This is a genomic window from Myroides sp. 1354, from assembly GCF_030324495.1.
Lineage (GTDB): Bacteria > Bacteroidota > Bacteroidia > Flavobacteriales > Flavobacteriaceae > Flavobacterium.
This window is the reverse complement of record NZ_JACAGN010000014.1, coordinates 75,174-94,743: the sequence shown is the minus strand read 5'-3', so window position 1 is coordinate 94,743 and position 19,570 is coordinate 75,174. Positions and strand designations below refer to the sequence as shown.

Sequence of the window (19,570 nt, the reverse complement as noted above, 5' to 3'; positions counted from 1 at the left end):
ATGCAATTTTTTAAACGTTATCAAAGAGAGATTTCTACTTTTATTTTGATAAGCTTACTGCAAAGTTTCGTATTCGAAGTTTCTGCGGCCTATGCAAAACCAATTCCTGTTGGACAGGTCTCTTATTTTTATGCGCCAATTTCAAATTTGGCAGAGGAAGAGCAGGAATTTGCACAAAATCAATCGCTGAATGAAAAAACATATTGGATCGATCCTGCTGATTTTAGTGTTGTTGAAAATACAACAATAGAAACACAACACAGTGAAGCGGAGAGAGAATCGCAAATTTATACAACAACTACAGATGATAAATCAATATTATACCCTGCAGATATCGCTTATGGTATAATTGGAACTGTTGCCTCTATGCCATATGACAATCCGGAAGATAACTTATTTAAAGTGAACTTAACGGATGGAGTAGATTATGAAGCTACTTATGTATTGTCTTATGAATTATATGGTGCTTCTAGTGGAGCAGAAGTAGCGAAAAGCATTAATACAACAACTAGTATAGGTGGGTATTTGCAACGTAATCATCAACAATGGACTAGGGTAGAAGAGTATATTTCTCCATTTAATTTAAAACAGGGAATTAATACAATTCTATTTACTGCAGATTTACAAAAGGAAACGCAATATACGGTTCGCAATTTGCAAATTGAAAAGCGTTTGCAACAAGCGACTAAAGGAGAAATTCAAGTAAACAAAACGGTAGGGGATAGTTTAACTGGAAAAGTGTATGTTTCGGGTATTGTTCCAATGCAAGAAGAAGTTGAATTGTTCATTTCAGGAAAGCGTATCCCTATTGTAAATCATACATTTGAGTATCTGCAAGAGGCGAATGGTACAGCATCTTCGTTGAAAATGGAAGTGAAAAAGGGAGATAACGTATTGGCTACCCAATTCATTGATTTAGAAAAAGCGAAGACGTTTCCACAAACAAAAGAGCTAACAAGTCCATTTAAACGCCATGAATTTGCGGTTAAAAAGTCAAAGGAAACCAATGAATTTATGCACGGTAAGGTAGGAATCCAAGTGCCAACAGCAAGTTTTGCCAAGGATTTTACTTTGTCAATTCAAGAATTAAGACCTAGTGATTATGCTCCTACAGGAATGGCATTGGTCAATGTAACATCAAATAATGGAGCGTATCGATTTTTACCGGATGGAATTCAATTTGATCAAGAGGTAACCTTAACCATCCCCTATGATGTTGCAGCATTACCTCGTGGTTACAGTGCTAAAGATATTCAGGTGTTTTACTTTGATACGGAATTGAAGCAATGGACCAAAGTAAAGGTAATTGATGTATTGGAAGATAGCCAACAGGTAGTAGCGGTAACGAACCACTTTACGGATTATTTGGCAGGGGTAATTCAAGAACCTGAGAGCCCAGAGACTAGTGCTTTTGCTCCAACAACGCTCAGTGGGATACAAGCAGTAAATCCAACCGAAAATATTCCCATGGTGAGTGTGCCACAAATTAACGATAAAGGAGATGCTGCACTTACATTCCCATTGCTATTACCTCAAGGAAGACATGGGATGACACCCGATATTTCGGTGAATTACAACAGTAGTGCAGATGAGGGAGATTTTGGATTGGGATGGAGTTTATCCGTACCTACCATATCAGTGGATACCCGTTGGGGTGTGCCTTTATATGACACGGCTAAAGAAACGGAATCTTATTTGTTTAATGGAGAGGAACTTTTACTTGTTAAAGCGGATCGTACACTTTATGCACCCCACAAAGATCCTTTGATGGGAAGGGTAGGCAATGTGGCGATATTTCAAAAGTTACAACACAATCCGAACCAAGAAATAAAGCGTGTAGGAACGGTGAATAATTATACTTGGGAAGTAACGGATAAATCATCTGGTTGGAGTTATGCCTATAGAACTTATGCTAAAGGGAAATGGTATTTGACTAGGGTAACTGATCCTTTTGAGAATTATATGTTGTATAGTTATAATCAAAATGCAAATGGTGATTATCAATTATCAGAAGTTACATATAATAGAAATCCTGTTTTAGATTCTAATGAAGATCGACATATCTTTAAAGTGATCATTAAGCGAAAAACTACTATTGACTCACCGTCAGGAGCCCGTCGTGATGTGAAACTCAGCAATCGCTTTGGTGTAGAATCTAAAAGTATTGATTTAATTGATAAAATTATCATTGAAACAGCACCAAAAGCAGATTTGAGAGTGGACAAGCATAATGTTTATTTAGGGCATATGCTTAATGAATATAAGTTTTTGTACAAAGCAGGTGCATTTGGACGAAGTTTGCTTTATAAGATAATTAATACGAATAACAATAACACGGATCATTTCGCTGATACTAGATCTCCCATCGTAGAGGAATATAACTTTGATTATTATAATGATGTGGCGGGCGGTTCTCTTTTTGAGAGTTCAGGAAAGACGTATAATACGTACAAGGATTACGCTACAGACTATGATGCCTTTAAAGTATATCTTTCTGCTTTAGGAGGTACGGAGGGAAAATCTACAAATTACAACGGAGGTGGTTCTGCTGGAATCGTAACCCCAATATTTCCAAATTCATGGTTGCCTTTTAGTCGTGCTGCAACCTTGGGTGGAAGTATAGGTGGAGGTTCTTCTAATTCTGAATCAAAAGTAATGATGACGGATATTGATGGGGATGGATTGCCAGATAAAGTATTCAAGGATGGAGGTAAATTTTATTACAGAAAAAATTTAAGTGATAAATTTTCTTCTGACGTGTATCCAATCAAAAATTTACCAAACCTGAGTTATTCACGTAGTACAAATAGTGATATGGGATTTAGTGTTAATATTTTCGTTGGAAATATTGCTAGATCAAATGCAAAAAGCTCAACCAAAACATCAACCTATATGACGGATGTAAATGCCGATGGTATATTGGATGTAGTGGATAATGAGCGCGTGTATTTTGGGTATATTGACCCCGTAACAAAAACTCCTACATATAGTTTAGATAGTTCGATAACACCTGTTATTATTTTAAAAGAAGAAGATGTAGCCCCAGTGTTGAATCCGATTCCTCAGGTGGATATGACTAATGGTCCCATGGATATTGTTATGGTTTGGCGTGCGCCCAAACCAGGACAGGTTAAAGTGTCGGGAACCATTACTAAACGACATGTAGGATTAGAAAATGGATTGAAATTTTCTATTGAACGCTTGCACGAAAGCAATATGGGGAATGCTAGTTTTATATTGGGACCTAACCTAATGCTTTCAACAAGTGAGAGTCACAATCATACCTTAACTGTAGAGAAGGGAGATTTGTTGTTCTTTCGATCGCATACCAATCAAACGCCTATTGAAGAATTAGGTGTTTCTTGGAATCCTCGCGTTGAATATATTGGAGAAAACCCAGATCCCATTCAAGCGGCTTCTCGTCATGCATCATCCTATCAAGAAGGGGTTTTAATTGGAACGAATATGGAACATACGTTCCGAACAAAGGGGAAATATAGACTAGAATGGCCTAGTTTTAATATTTTTGATGAAGATCGCGTAACAATTCGCGTTTCGTATTTCAAAAAGGGAACCACTGGTGGCGGGAACTTACCTGCAACAGGAAGCAATGTGGTTGTTTATGAGAAGATAAGTGGAATAAACTCTAGTACAGCTTTTCCTTCGCCTAATATAACGTTAGACATGAGTTCGATTACTACGGTTTCAAGTAGTTATCACTATGTAAAAGTGGAAGTATTGAGTGATTCGGAAATCGATTGGGGGAAAATTGACCGACAATTCAAACCAAAATTAGTCTCTCTCAATCGCGATAATACCGATGTGTATTTAACTCCTTATTATGGCAATTACAGTAAAGTACATACGAGTTATGTACCATTAAAAGTTACCGGTACAGGGCCAGATGTAACCATTACGATTAAAAATGATTTTAAACTAGAGAATTGTAGGCAAGAAGTATGTAGTGAACGTTATGTGTATTTAGTAGCACGTTGGGGTGATGGAACAATCATAAAATTAGTTAACGGGTCAAATGATGCTCCGGCAGGATTCATTAAATTTCGTTACAAATTTGATGCAGCAGGTAATATTATACAAAAACAGCGTTTGAATGCCAATTATCAGTATGAGAATTTACGCGATACTTATAAAATGAATTTTGGTAATAGTGTAGGGCAGAAGTATTATTTTGAATATTATACCACAGAACATAAAATTGGAGAATTAGTCGATGCTTACCAAGGTGGAGATTTTCCTGCATTGATTAAAGCTACCGCAAGTAGAGGAACTCCATCCAACTATATGCAAGGAGTAGATAATACAGGTAAAATAAAAGCAAATGTATATACCTCAGAACAAACAGCAGCTTGGGGACCTATGTTCCGAAATTGGGGACAATTTGCTTATAAAGGAGCGGATGTTGGACAAACATATAGACCGATAGTTGGAAAGAATATCAATCTATTTAATACAGCTGCGAACACAACTAATTCAGGAGCTACAGCAGAAGATATCTTAGAAGATCGAAGCTTGACATTGGATCAAGTAGATATGGATGAAGTTCAAGGTTTAGCGGGTAATATGACAGAATACTTTGGTATGTTGTTGCCAAATAAGCAAAAGGATCGATGGGAAAGCCATGAGCATTTATATATTTCCAAATCAGCTGTGAGTCCATATACGCGATTCTTAACGGACGATATCCCTGATTTACGACCACCAACGGTGCCTGTTGGGAATTTTGGTGCTGCAGGAATTAATAAGTATTCGTATTTTAAGAATAATACCACAAATAAATCTTTAGGTTTCTTAGGGTTTACAGTGGGTAGAGCAGATACAGATGGGTCTAGTGAATTGTTAAATGAGTTTTTAGATGTGAATGGAGATGGTTTCCCTGATATTATTGGAGAACAAATTCAGGTTACAGCAAAAAGAGGAGGACTATCGAGTCGTATTGAACAAACTAATTTTAATATAAAAACGTCAATTAGTGGATCTGGTTCCATGGCAGGCGGTGGTAATGCCGGGATAACTGGTAGTCCTAAATTAGGAGATAAATCAAATAGAGCGGCCAATTTAAATATAAAATTTGGGAATCAGGCCAGTGGTTCTATTGGAGGAAATAAGTTTACAACAAATAATACAACGACTCGTTTTTATGTAGACATTAATGGGGATGGACTGATTGATATTGTACAATCAGATGGTTCTGTATTGTTAAACTATGGAGGCGTTTTTAGACAAAGCTCCCTATGGCGCAATTTACCACTTCAACAAGGGAAAACGGAAACTAAAGGAGGAAGTATTGGCGGAGCATTAGGTAGTAGTTTCAAAAATGAATCAAACTTAGATATTTCTGCAGGTTTGAGTATTTCGCATAGTATATCCAATGATCAGGTAACGTACATAGATTTGAATGGAGATGGTTTGCCTGAGAAAATAGTGAATGGCAAATACTATATCAATACAGGAATGGGATTTGAATCTTCTTCACAGAATGCACCAGGAAGTCAAGTTCAAAAGTCAATTGAAGCGGGTATAAATGGAAATGTAACCATTTGTGTGTATTTTCCAATTCCGATTATTTTTACAGGACCTAAGTTTTGTTTCTCAGTAGGAGCAGCAGGTGGTAGAAGTTATTCTAGTGAAGAGGGACGTTATATGGATTTTGATGGTGATGGTTATGTCGATTATGTAACTTCTTCTAAGAATGAGAGTATTACCGTATATAAATCGCGTATTAAACGCACGAATTTGTTGAAAACAGTAACCCAGTCTACCGGAGCAACGATAAGTTTAGATTATGATATAAAAAACCCTTTGGATAATTCAGCTATTGGATCAACATACAAAATGCCTTATAAAAAATGGGCGTTGACTAAAGTGTCTGTATATGATGGTTTTGTGGGCGATGGGCAAAATACAACCCAATATGCCTATGAGTATTTCAATGGGTATAAAGATCGTAAAGAGCGCAATTTCTTAGGGTTTGGAAAAACCAAAGCTCATCTTCTACATGCAGATGGTAGAACACCGTTCCGTACGGATGTTACGGAATATCTACTAGATGGAATGCGCGATAATGAACTGTATATGCCAGGAACGAGCTCTGATCTAAAACAGTATATCTACAAAAAAGGATTACCGAAAAAAACCTATACACTAGATAAAAGACAGCGTTTACTTAAGGAAACAACGTATGACTATAAATTTTATGACACTCGTTTATTAACTGGAGATGTCAATACTACATCTACTTCGAATGCAGAGGTAAGAGTGTTTACTGAAAAACTATCTGTATTGCCATTGATTACCAATATACAAAACAAAAATTGGGTGTATCAAAGCGAAACAGGTACAACGGCTCTTATGAATCAGACGCAACAAAAGTTTGTGGTATATGATAAAATGGGAAATGTGAAAAAATATCAGGATGTTGATCGCGGATTAACAGTTGATATAGAATATAACACGGAGATTATGACTTTGCCAATCAGTCATAGAGTTGCGTTAACTGCAGGGAATAAGCAATTGCGATTAACCAAAGCCTCTGTAATTTTTAGTGGAACTAGGTATAATGAAATTAAGAAGTATATAAATGCAACTGAATTCATAACGGTAAAGTATGATTATAATTTATTCGGTAATTTAGCGAAGAAAACACTACCAGGCGGATTGAGCTATGTGTATGACTATGGTGTAATGAACTACGGAGCGCATGGGGATTACCTTAAAATTTTACCAGGGAAAATAAAAGACTCTTTTGGAAATATTACAGAAATATATTACAATTCTTTTAGTATGCCTGTATTGACAGTAGATGCCTATGGAGAGAAAGTGAAATACAAATACGATGCTTTTAATCGATTGAAAGAGGTAAAAGGACCGTACGAAGCAGATTGGACAATTAAAAATGAATACTTAAATAACCGTACGGCTATTACTAAACATAATTTAGGCAATGGTGATATTTTGCATACAAGTATGTTAACTGATGGATTGGGACGCGTGATTCAGGTGAAAAAACAACTAGAAAACGAAGAAAGCTATGAAGCTTGTGAAAATGGTAGAACTGCCTTGCGTTTTGCTGTTTCTGGTAAAAATATATATGACGAATTTGGTCGTGTGGTAACGAATTATCTTTCGGAAGAAGAATTGCATTGTGACCCTATGCCATTAGAAGATTTAGGCTTTGAAAACCTAACGCCGGAGGAAATATTTAAAGTTATGTTGACTAGATATTATCCGACTACAGATTTAGAAGATCGAAAAATCATGACGACCTATGACAATCAAGATCGTATATTAAAACAAGTAGTATCGGGATCTAATGCTTTGACGGAGAATGTTTATGGATTTACTGGAAATTTAATGACTCAAAAAGTTATTTTACCTGAAGGTAATACCACCATTAGCTATTTTGATAAATTAGGACAAAAAACGAAGCAAAGCCAAGTAGGTAATGGTCAAACACTGACAACTCAATTTGCTTATGATCCGTTAGGTCAAATAAACTACGTAACCAATGCCGCAAATCACTATACAAAATACGAGTATGATTTATTGGGTAGAATGATTAAAAAAGATGCTTCAGCTTCTGGTATAACTCACTTTAAATACGATGGTTTAGGACAAATTACGAATAAAGAAGATGCTAATGGTCAAGTGACGGAATACGTATATGAATACAATCGCTTAGTTAAGCTTCATGGCGAACAAATAAATGCAATGTTTACTTATGAACCAGGAGGCCGTCTGAAAGCAATGGAAGATCGTACAGGTAGCCATGAGTTTAAATACGGAAAATTGGGAGAAGTAGTAGAGGAAACGAAAAAACTTATCGATATTCATGGTGTTCCACATTATTTTAAAACCAAATACAAATACGATTCTTGGGGACGTATACTAGAAATGGTGTATCCTGATAAAGAAAAGGTAGTGTACAATTACAATAGCGTAGGGCAATTAATAAGTGTGATAAATGATAGTGATTTTGAATATTTATCGCATGTGAAGTATAATTATTTTGACCAACCTTATTATATTAAATATGGAAATAAGGTGGAAATGAAGCAGGAATTTGATTTAATAGAACGTTTACGCGCAGCTCAACTATCATCACCCCAGTCAGATGATACAGATGTTCAAAGTATTTTTTCTCGCAATGTATATGGTTACGATAGAAATAACAACGTAAAGAGTGTATATAATAATTTTAGCCAACATAGAACATTAAATGTTGGCGGAACTTATGCTAGGGTTTATAATTATGATATGTTTAATCGCTTAGAATCTTCTAATGGACAATGGGACGGATTGTTAGAAAAACACGAGTATGCCTTAACGATGAAGTACAATAAAGATCATTCTATCGCATTGAAAGAACAGGTACATCAAGTTTATGACAGAAATACACAACAGACGTTTTATACAGAAAATTCGTTGTATAAGGAATATAAATATGGGGATGCAAATAAACCGCAGTTGACTTCTATTGGAGGTAAGGATGGTTATAGTACACCCTTTACGCAAAATTTTAAATACGATGCGAATGGAAATATTCTGAATATATCGTCTACTGCTAATATTAAACAAGCATTAGAGTATAAGGATAGAGATTTTAAATGGGATGCTAATAACAACATTGTTTCCATTATCGAAGATGGTGGGAGTATTAGCAGCACATATTTATATGATGGTAAAGGAGAACGAGTTGGAAAGCGAATTGGTGGAGGTAGCAATTTGAGTATTAATGGAGGAGTTCCATTATTTGGATCTTATGGTGCTGCAGAAACTTTATATCCAAGTGGTCATTTGGTTTATACGAAAGGAAATTACACCAAACATTATTATGCAAATTCTAAACGCATAGCATCTCGTATTGGAAATTCACAAGACATAGGTGCCTTTGAAAGAGAAAATTATAATAATGTGCAAGTATCTCCACATGGACCAACTACTCCGCGAATGAATGCGACATCAAGTTATTCAACGCGTGGTATTGGCGAAATTGCTGATGGGGTGATTCCTTTTCCAGGAGGACCTTTGATACCTTCGAAGACTTCTACAACGATTTGTAAAAATCAAGTGGATTTCTTGTTAAATTCATTGTACAATACTCCAGAGAAAGCGTATTGTAAACAACAAATACTGGATATTATTGAGAAAAATAAGTATACTTTAAAAGCGTGTAAACATCCAATAGTAAATCTTTGGGATACATGTAGAGAATATGAAACGGTTGTTAGTATTGACTATTGTCGTGTATTGGAACAAATCAATGCTAAAGGCTGTGTGAAGTTAACAGATGATGGCCTAGTAATTGATCCAGATACGGGGTATATTTATGATCCATTAACTGGAATTCCTTATGATCCTATTACGAAAAAACCAATTGATTTAGGACTGGTAAAAGAACAAGATCGCTCAGAGTTGGATTGTTACAATCGTTTTCTTAATTTTATTGAACATTATAAAGATAAAGAGAAGAAGCCAGGGATTTATTTAGAGTTAATCAAATATTATAATTGCTTAACATGTTTAAATTGTAAAGAATGTTATGACTTACCAGGTATTCTTAATATAGATGACATCGCAGGGCGAGAAGGAGGTTGGATTAAAGCAGATGCAGGTTATTATATTCGTTTTTGTGACTTGATCATTCCTCCAATCGAGGAAGAAGAGGTTGAAACCGAAGAACCTAATTTTCCTCCTGTGGTATTGTCTCCAGGAGTTGGTGATACATGGACGGATATACCTCCTGTAATAGTGCCAATTGAAGCCAATCCGTTAGAACAACACGGTCCTGTTTGGTGGTACCATGGTGATCATTTGGGAAGTACTTCGTATATTACAGACGTTTTAGGAAAACCTGTACAATACATTGAGTATTTACCATTCGGAGAGGTAATGGTGGAACAAAGTACCAACAACATTTTGGAGAATGTGTATAAGTTCAATGCGAAGGAGTTAGATGCACAAACAGGGTATTACTATTACGGAGCACGTTATTATGATCCGGGAGCAAGTATATTTTTGAGTGTGGATCCGTTGGCAGAACAGTTCCCAGCATGGACACCGTACCATTATGTACATAATAACCCGATTAATTTGGTGGATCCTACGGGGATGGCAGCAGAGGACTCAACAGGGAAAGATGATTGGTTTGTTAATAACAAAAATGGTAATGTTATAAAAGTTGGAGGAGTTAGTGATTTAAGTACTTTAAGTAGCGAAACTTTAGAAAAGTACGAATTAGGAGATATTAACAACTATACTCGACTTGGAAAAGATGATATGTTTGGAGATATTGGAACTCCTGGTTTAAAAGGAAGAGTATCAGATTATAAGAATATTAAAATGAATGGTGAATCTGAAAATTTTATGAAAAATAATGACTATTATTTAGGGTGGGATTTTATTATGGAAGAGCAACAGATAACTTCTGGAGGAAGGATGGGAAGTGAGAATTATTCTCATAAAGTAGGATCCATTAAAAAGTTAGAAGATGTGGGATATACATATGCTAAATTAGATCAGTTTTATCAGAAAAAAGGAATTACGGAGGTTGCATCTGATGTAATGCAATATATGAAGGTGGAAACAGTGCAATATAGATATACTATGCGATTATATAGTCCAACAAGAGATGTGGAACCATTTTTTGAATCTAATAAAAAAGGAATGTCTAGAGATGTGCCTTTGAATATTGTAAAAGGTTTTGTTGAAGCCTTTTCTGATTTAATAGGAAAATAAGAAGATTAGTAATGAGGAATTTTTATTTAGTTATATTTATTATAAGTGTTTTGTTAAGTTGCAATGGGCAACAATCAATGTTAAATGAGACCAATTTGAAGTATAAGAATCATCATTTAAAAAAATTTGATAAGGATTTTATAGATCATTTTCCTAGTAGGATTACTACTCCAAAAAACACAATTATTAGTGCAGAAAATACAGAAAGAGGATTTATCGGTATGCTTTTGTATGAATATGATATGGAAGTAGAAGAAATAATAACAATTGAAAATAGATTGAAAAATGAAGCAATGAAATATTACAAATCTGAAGATAGTTGTTTATTGGTTATAAATAGATTTGATACTGATAAGACTTTTGGATATCCTAAAAAAATAATTTTACCTGATTCGATATCTGTAAACAGAAGCTGTTATCAAGATTTATTACCAATACCAAAGTTTTTTAAATATAAAAATGAGGATTCCAATTCAATAAAAAATGAAACGATGTTGCCTTCAGGATTTAATATCTATGTGTTAGAAGCTAAGTCAGGAAATTATTTTGGTAAGTATGATTTAATACCTAATAGACAAATGCCAGATGGATGGAAAAATGGCTATTCTAAAGGTGTAGCTGTAAGCCAAAAACATCGATGTGTTATTTATTGGAGCGTAGCTTTTTAAAATAGAAATGAACAACCCGATTGCGTTGAATTATCTTCAAGACCTTTCGGCTAAAGCCTCAGACGCAATCCTTGCCTCTAAATAAATAATAAAGCCCGTTAGTCTTTTGGATTAACGGGTTTTATTTTATAAAATAGTTTATAATTTTTTAGTCGTTCTTTTTCAACCAAATAAAACCTTATTTTTATATGGACAGTTGGTCTTGTAAAACCAAGGTTGAGTTCGCACAAAGAAAAAAGGGAATAGATATAGATGAGTGTGGACCCGTTGGCGGAAGAGTTCCCAGGATGGAATCCGTACCATTATGTACATAATAACCCGATTAATATGACTGATCCTACTGGAATGTTTGAATCTAAAAGTGAAGCTAAGTCATGGGCAAAGGAAAATAATATAAAAACGGGTTGGTTTAGAGATAATAAAATTAATCAATCAAGTGATGGAACATGGTCAATAGATAATCGAAAAGAGGGGACAAGTTATTATAGTCATTCATCACAAGGAACAACTGAAGTTTTGAAGGGAAGTTTAATGACAGTTAGTAGTAGTTCATTAGGTTCTTCTTGGGGTAATTGGTTTAGTAGAAGAAGAAGCGGTTCTATGTTATGGGGAAGTCAAAGATCCGAAACAACAGGAATTGGTTCTAAAAAAGGAGTAGATGGAGAGATTTATGGTAGTTGGGATTCGATATTAGCACCTGGCGGTGGAGGTGTCAATCTTATAAATTTTTCTGCCAAAATAAGGTTTTTTGGAGATTTAACACAAAGATACAGTAGTAGTTTATCCGCGGGGGTTGGTGCAGGGGAGAATTTAGGAAGTAAATATAATGTTGTGTTGTTTAAGGGATTTAATGATACAGTTCAATTCCCAGTAAATCATCAACAGCTTATTAATTTAGATATTAATAATAATGTAGATAATGGTAAGTTTAGAGATTCAATAAAAAAGAATGTTTTAGATTTTAATGGCTATGTGATTAAAAGTAATGAAAAAAAATAATATTAAATATTGGATAATCGGATTAGTTTTGTCGATTTGTGCATGTGATAATGAAAATATTACAGGATATAAAGAGATTGATGATAATTATACGTTCAAAAAGCCAGAGGTTGTATTTAAAGAAGATATACTATTGAAAAGATATTTCTTAGATTCAAAATCAGATTCTGTGTATACTATAATCAAAAATTCTAAAGGTGAAGTAAGTAGAGGATGGGCATATAAATTTATCCGAATAGGTAATTGGTTTTTTGAGAATAAAAAGCAACTTGATAGTATTTATAATTATGTTAATTATTGTGGAGGAATACATCATATCAATACGATACAGTATTTTGTTGAAGGTAAGCCGCAATACGAAAAAGGATATTGGTATGAATTGCATTATGATACACTTAATTTGAAGGAAAATAAGCCTATAGATGTTGAAATAAAAGTGAATTATGATAAGAATTTGTATGAAAGAAATATAGCCCTGTATTTTTTTAGGGAATCAATTAGTAATGCTGATTACTGTTATTTTAAAGAATTAAAAAAAGACAGTTTACCTTCATTTGGGAAGGATTATTATTCTTTTGAAATTACTCCGAAATATAAAGGCATACATTCAATAAATGGATTTTATATTTTGTTACCTAAGAAGCAATCTAATGCAAATCAGATGGTAGATTTGAAGCCTGTTTTTTTTAAATTTGATTTAGATGTGAAGTAAATGTATAGACTAAACCCTCGATCGTGCGGACTTAACTTCAAGCAATTCAGCTAAAGCCTCGGGTGCAGTCCGTGTGCATAAATTATAGAATACAAAACCCGTTAGTCTTTCGATTAGCGGGTTTTCTTTTATAAAATAGCTTGTACTTTTCTTGAATAAGTCGCTTTCAACTAAATAAAATCTTACTTTTATCGAAACAGTTGATCTTTGAAAATCAAGGTTGAGTTCGCACGAGCAAAAGAAGGAGTAGATGTGGCTGAATGGGGATTCGTTGGCGGAACAATTCCCAGCATGGAATCCGTACCATTATGTACACAATAACCCGATTAATTTGGTGGATCCAACGGGGATGAGTGCGGAAAATCCGGGAGAAGGGGAGCCTACTTTACCTAATACAACTTTACCTGAAATAACAATAAATGCGACAAGACCAACTTTTTCAGGATATGCAAAACCTCTTCATTCAGAGTCATCAGACAAGGGAAGTCGTTTAAGTGGATATAATATTTATGGAAGAGCAGGAGGGAATCTAGGTGAGGTTTATGGAGGTATTTCTGGTTTTAGTTTAGGTTACGAGAATTATACTGAATTAGGAGGGTATCATGGAAATATAGGTATTCATGATATCGAAGCAAAGACTGGAATCAGAGCTGGTACAACTGATACGAATTTATCACTTGATCTTAAGGGTAGTGTGTTATCTGCCAGGGCTTCAGCAGATGCTGGATTGTATACAGGAAGTAATGGTAAGTACGGAGGGGAATTGGGAGCCAATGCAGGAGCTTATGTTGCAGAAGGAGAAATAGCTCCTAGTGTAAGTATATTAGGATTAACGATTGGAGTTATGATAGGGGGATCTGCAGGCAGTGCACACATTGGTGGTAGGGCAGAAATGCTGTATGATTCGAATACTAATGAAGGTGAAGTTGCAGGTACTGCAAATATTGGGCTTGGAGTAGGTCTGAAAGTAGGATTTATATTAACTAATACAAAGCAAGAGTTTTTTAACACTAAATCAAAAAAATTATATGATGAAGGTATTTTATATTTTATTTTTTATTCTTTTGGATTTTTTGGTATTTAATTTTTTAGTACGAAAAATCAAATTAAATATAGTAGTGAAAAGTGTATGTGTCATTTTTCTCCTTATAATTGTAATGATTCATTTACTGAGATTTTCAGATTTTTTACTATCAGATAAAGTTTTTTTAATTTTAATTTTTTTTACTGCTGGATTATTTGTTTTTCATTTTGGTAAAGAGATTTCAATATGGATTACAGTTATATTTCATAATAGAGAAAAAAGTGAGTTAGTATTAAAATGGTTTAAAATTTGGACTGATTATATTATATATATTTTGGTATTGCTATTTCAAATAGCAACAATAATTAATTATGAAGATACGATTTAACTTAGTGGCTCTTTTTCTTTTTTTGAGCTGCAGTCACCATATTGAAACTAATAAGTTTGAAACTAATGAATTTTCAATCATATATCCTGAAAAATTAGTATTTAATGATGGTAATGAAGAAGGGGCAGTTTTTATTTTAAAATCAACACCAACAAGTCCTGATGATGTTTTTATAGAAAATATTAACCTTGTTACACAAGAAGTAAATGAGGTTGAATTTGTTGAATTTGCGAATCAAACAGTGAGTAAAATAGAAGGTTTTGCAGAAGTTGAGAAAAGCGAAATTATTAATATTAATACGATAAATTGCTTAAGAATTGTTTTTTCAATGAAGCAAAATAATTTAGATCTAAAATTTATTCAACATTATCTTATTAAGGGGAATAAAATGTATCTGTTAACATTTTCAAGTGAAAGTAAATTTTATAATGATTATTATGAAGAAATGAATAATGTTTTAATGAGCTTTAAATTAAAATAAATTTGTTTTTTATCTAAAAGAACATTTTAAAGCAGCAATAAAATAACCCGATTGAGCGGACTTGTAGTCCGTGCGCATCAATAAAAACGAAAACCCGTTAGTCTTTCGATTAGCGGGTTTCGTTGATAAAATAGCTTGTACTTTTCTTGAATAAGTCGCTTTCAACTAAATAAAATCTTACTTTTATCGAAAAAGTTGGTCATTGAAAATCAAGGTTGAGTTCGCACGAGCAAAAGAAGGAGTAGATGTGGTTGAGTGTGGATCCGTTAGCGGAAGAGTTTCCGGGATGGAATCCGTACCATTATGTACACAATAACCCGATTAATTTGGTGGATCCAACGGGGATGAGTGCACAAAATCCAGGAGAAGGAGATCCTGTGAAACAGCCACAACTGGGCAATATTGTAAACAGTGCATTATCCGAGATGGGAACAATATTAGATGATATTGTTATTAGTGTACAAAAAGGAGCAGATAAATTGGCTTCGGATTGGGAGAAGAATAAAGAGAAATCGGGGTATAATCATTTTAAAAATCATGGAAAGAATGATTTATTTGGTTTTATGAAGATATATGGAATAGGAACTGAAAGTGGAGGTTTTAGTTAGAGAAGTATAATGAATAATCAAACAATTGATGCTAATGATGCTGGGTTTATGAATGGTGCAGGCGGGGGGGTTTTATCTGTATTTAAGATGATAGCTAAATTTATGGATGGTGTCCAAGATATTATGGGGGCTATTTCTGTAGGTGGCGCTGCAGGAGATGCCTTAGAAAGTTGGTTTGGTGGCGATAAAGTTAGAAAGCATACATTTGATGGTTTTAAGGTAGAAAATCCTAATAAACCTTATACAAATTTACCTCCTATGCCTTTTTACCTTATTGAAGTACAGAAAGATACTTTTTTACCAGAGAGTAGAATACAACGTACAGATTGGGGTAGACATAAAAGAAATGATTCTTTGATAGAAGCAGGGAAAGCAAAAACATGGAATAATAGATATAATTTAGAATGAGAATAGTAAGTTTAATTTTTATGATGACATTATTGTCTTCTTGTGAAAGAAAACAAGAGAAAAAGGACAAATTTGAAGAATATAAAGGAATGCAATTAACAGAAACTCTTTCTGAATCAATACGTGGTAATATTAGTTATACGTTAGAATTGCCTGATACGTTAAGAGTAAACCAACCTTATGATGCTGTTTTTAATTTTGATAGCCCATTTGATACCATTGTAGATCCAATGGTTCAGGATAGTATTAAATTTAGAATATTAACCATGTTTTATTATAAACCCATAAAAGTTGGTGTCAAAAATAACAATAGTGATTTCGTAATAAAAGACTCTATTTATATACCTAATAAAGAGTTTATTTTAGGGAATGTTAGATTTAAGGAAAAGGGTAGATATTTATTTTTAGTATTAATTGAAGATCAAATAATGTATAATTTTTATAAGGAAGGGAAACGTGATTCGATTCATTATGATAGAATATTTGAAGAAATTACAAAAGAAGTCGTGGTTATTGAGTAAATATCGTTAAAATAAACATCCCGATCGCGAGGACTTAACTTCAAGCAGTTCGGCTAAAGCCTCGGGTGCAATCCGTGCGCCTAAATTGTAGAATACAAAATCCGTTAGTCTTTCGATTTAGCGGGTTTTGTTTTATAAAATAGCTTGTACTTTTCTTTAGAAGATTTTTTCAATCAAATAAAATCTTATTTTTATCGAAACAGTTAATCTTGTAAATCCAAGGTTGCACCGCGTGAGCAAAAGAAGGAGTAGAGGTGGTTGAGTGTGGACTCGTTGGCAGAAAAAATGCCAAATTGGAACCCTTATGCGTATACTTTTAATAATCCTATTAACTTTACGGATCCTACAGGGATGGTTCCAGAAGGGAAGGATGATTGGGTAGAATGGACTTCAACAGATGGAACAAAACACTTTACTTATGATAATGATGTAAAAACGGTACAAGATGCTGTTGGTAAAGGATATAATGATGTTTCATCTGTAATGGAAAGTTTTCATTATAGTGATGAATCAGGAATGCATCATATGAGAGATGATGGATATATATCAACAGCTGATGGAAATGTAGTTGACTTGCATAATAATGAAACTTATAGAACTACTGATAATACTTTTTTTAGTAAAAATAAAACAGGAAGGGAACAACTTTTAGAGCTTGGAGGTGCTTTTGGAGATTTTATAACGTTACTTGGACTCGTAACATTGCAACCAGAAATAGTGGCAGTAGGATCTTATATAGGCAATGGAACTTTAATTGGAGAGCTTGGTAATTCTTTTGCTACTCAAGGATTTAATGAAAGTACAATTACGGAGGGAGCTTCTAAAGTTGCTCTAAATAGAGCAAGTAGTTATTTAGGGAAAGCAGGAGTTAACGCAAGTAGAAAAGTTGCAGGCGATAATTTCGTTAAATCAGGAGCAAATAAAGTAACAGAATCAGTTATTGAAGGAAGTATTGGTATTAAAACAAAAATCATTGAAAGCGAGATGAAGAGTTCGCGTAAGAAATAAACTAATGTATGATAAATTATAAATTTTTATTAATTGGAGTTGTTTTTATAATAGCGGGGATAATACCAATTGTTCGAAATAAATTCTATAGGTTAAAAGAGAAGGATATGTTATGGGCAACATCTTTGGGCTCTTTTTTAAGTGCAATAGTTGTATTGTTATTTGGTTTAGCTGTATTGATTTATGAAATAAGTAAGTTGCTTTCTAATAAGTAGCTGTTTTATAATTTAATTAATTTCCGATCTTGCGGACTTAACCTCGTTCAATTCGGCTAAAGCCTCGGGTGCAATCCGTGCGCCTAAATTATAGAATATAAAACCCGTTAGTCTTTCGATTTAGCGGGTTTTGTTTTATAAAATAGCTTGTACTTTTCTTTAGAAGATCTTTTCAATCAAATAAAATCCTATTTTTATCGAAAAAGTTGGTCTTGTAAACCCAAGGTTGAGTTCGCGTGAGCAAAAGAAGGAGTAGATGTGGTTGAGTGTGGACCCTTTGGCGGAAGATTTTCCAGGATGGAATCCGTACCATTATGTGCACAATAATCCGATTAATTTGGTGGATCCTACGGGGATGGCAGCAGAATGGGTTCCTGGTACTGATGGAAATGCTATTAGTTATACTGTAAATGCCAAAGGAGTAGCAGTATGGTCATCAAATACTCCTACGGAATATATTAAACTTGGTAATACGATGTTACAAACTGTAAAAGGTAAGTCACAACTTGATAAAGCACTTTTAAGTCCTGATGTTAAAGTGGATACTTTTATACATAAAGGTAGGAAAGAAGGAGAGTCAGGTATTTTTGGGAAAAGCACTTTTGGTTTTGCAACCCCTCTTTCTGTTGATGACATAGATAATCCGACAAAAGTAACTTCAGGAAGAATAGATCTTTATCCGAAGGCATATGAAGATATTTTAGAAAATGAATACGGTAGTTTTGTTAAATTTAATTATGGTGAAGAGACTTTTTTTCCTTCGGAATTTTCGGTTTATGAAAATTTATCAACTACTTATGGACATGAAATAGAACATTTATTTGATTCTAATTCATCATCACATCTTAATAAGTTACAGGGGAAAGTATCAGATCCTGAAGTACAACCCAATAAGGTATCACAAGAAACCTTTCAACAATTAAAGGAGAATAAGAATAACCAAAAATAAAATAAGAATGATTTTAAAAAGAATATATATAGTAAATGCGTTGTTTTTACTTTCGTTGAATATTTATAGTCAAAATATAGATGTAAGTTTAAAGAATAGAATGATTCAATTTTTATATGAACAAAGAGAACTTAACGATTTTGATGTTAGATTTTTAAAGGAGAATAAAGATAATAAAAATGTCATTTTATTTTGGGCTGATGAAGTTGATTTTAATTGTATTGAACAGTTTAAGGTTTTTAAGTTTGGGACATCTAAAGAGCATAGTCAAATTTTTTTAATGATTGTAAAAAATAAGAACGAAATAATTGTATTAGGAAAGGATTTAAAGAATGAAATGAGAGAACAATATTTTTTTGATTTTTTTAAATTTTATGAAGATAATAAGATAATTTGTCTCTATAAATCTTTGCTTTTTACAGAGTTATTTGAAGTTTATCAACATAATATTAATGTTAATAGCATTGATTATATTGATTTGCCAAATGTTTTTATCCCCGATTGATTTAAATATTTTTATATAAAAGATACCCCCAGCTTTCCAAAACGGATCGTTGGGGTTTTGTATTTTAGTTAACAGTTTGCCGTTAGCGTTTGGCAATAGTAAAAAAACAAAGTCAATTTTTTGAAAGAGAAAATTCAGTATAATAAAAATTTGATTGGAACTTTAAAGCGTTATCTTTAGTATGATTTGGGATAAGTATCATAATTTTGATGTGCTTCTTTCTTAGTCTGGAGCTGCAGGATTCAATACAGGAGGTGTTACTAGTTATTTACTATCATTTACTGTGACTATGGATTTCTATGAAAATATTGACCCGAATGCAACAGTGT

The 19,570-nt window shown here is 33.7% G+C and carries 11 protein-coding genes and 2 pseudogenes; all 13 read left to right on the top strand.

Going from position 1 to position 19,570, the window contains the following annotated elements; translation table 11 throughout:
* Positions 1-5,991, top strand: a pseudogene (locus HX004_RS13845) (SpvB/TcaC N-terminal domain-containing protein); the annotation flags it as partial.
* 3,918 nt (positions 5,992-9,909) lie between these two features.
* Positions 9,910-10,147 (top strand): annotated as a pseudogene (locus HX004_RS13840) (RHS repeat domain-containing protein); the annotation flags it as partial.
* A 703-nt stretch (positions 10,148-10,850) separates the two neighbouring features.
* A complete protein-coding gene (locus HX004_RS13835; protein WP_286443193.1) occupies positions 10,851-11,423 on the top strand; it encodes a hypothetical protein in 573 nt (190 codons plus the stop codon).
* A gap of 327 nt (positions 11,424-11,750) precedes the next feature.
* Positions 11,751-12,422 carry a hypothetical protein gene (locus HX004_RS13830; protein ID WP_286443192.1) on the top strand — a complete coding sequence of 224 codons (672 nt, stop codon included), beginning with the start codon at positions 11,751-11,753 and terminating at the stop codon, positions 12,420-12,422.
* Complete coding sequence (locus tag HX004_RS13825) at positions 12,409-13,134, top strand: hypothetical protein (protein ID WP_286443191.1); 726 nt, start codon at positions 12,409-12,411, stop codon at positions 13,132-13,134. The genes HX004_RS13830 and HX004_RS13825 overlap by 14 nt, the downstream gene beginning before the upstream one ends.
* A 250-nt stretch (positions 13,135-13,384) precedes the next feature.
* On the top strand, positions 13,385-14,218 hold the full coding sequence (locus HX004_RS13820; RefSeq protein ID WP_286443190.1) for an RHS repeat-associated core domain-containing protein: 834 nt from the start codon (positions 13,385-13,387) through the stop codon (positions 14,216-14,218).
* A gap of 311 nt (positions 14,219-14,529) precedes the next feature.
* Positions 14,530-15,027, top strand: coding sequence for a hypothetical protein (locus HX004_RS13815; RefSeq protein ID WP_286443189.1), 498 nt, complete (start codon positions 14,530-14,532; stop codon positions 15,025-15,027).
* A 245-nt stretch (positions 15,028-15,272) separates the two neighbouring features.
* Positions 15,273-15,635 carry an RHS repeat domain-containing protein gene (locus HX004_RS13810; protein WP_286443188.1) on the top strand — a complete coding sequence of 121 codons (363 nt, stop codon included), beginning with the start codon at positions 15,273-15,275 and terminating at the stop codon, positions 15,633-15,635.
* 9 nt (positions 15,636-15,644) lie between these two features.
* Positions 15,645-16,043, top strand: coding sequence for a hypothetical protein (locus HX004_RS13805; RefSeq protein ID WP_286443187.1), 399 nt, complete (start codon positions 15,645-15,647; stop codon positions 16,041-16,043).
* A gap of 20 nt (positions 16,044-16,063) precedes the next feature.
* A complete protein-coding gene (locus tag HX004_RS13800) occupies positions 16,064-16,564 on the top strand; it encodes a hypothetical protein (RefSeq protein WP_286443186.1) in 501 nt (166 codons plus the stop codon).
* Positions 16,565-16,849: 285 nt separating this feature from the next.
* Positions 16,850-17,572 (top strand): RHS repeat-associated core domain-containing protein, encoded by a 723-nt coding sequence (locus HX004_RS13795; protein ID WP_286443185.1) that lies wholly within the window; start codon positions 16,850-16,852, stop codon positions 17,570-17,572.
* Between the two features lie 471 nt (positions 17,573-18,043).
* Positions 18,044-18,736 (top strand): RHS repeat domain-containing protein, encoded by a 693-nt coding sequence (locus tag HX004_RS13790; protein WP_286443184.1) that lies wholly within the window; start codon positions 18,044-18,046, stop codon positions 18,734-18,736.
* Between the two features lie 7 nt (positions 18,737-18,743).
* The gene (locus HX004_RS13785; RefSeq protein ID WP_286443183.1) at positions 18,744-19,241 is read left to right on the top strand and encodes a hypothetical protein; all 498 of its coding nucleotides are present in this window, start codon (positions 18,744-18,746) and stop codon (positions 19,239-19,241) included.
* The last annotated feature ends 329 nt before the right edge of the window (positions 19,242-19,570 follow it).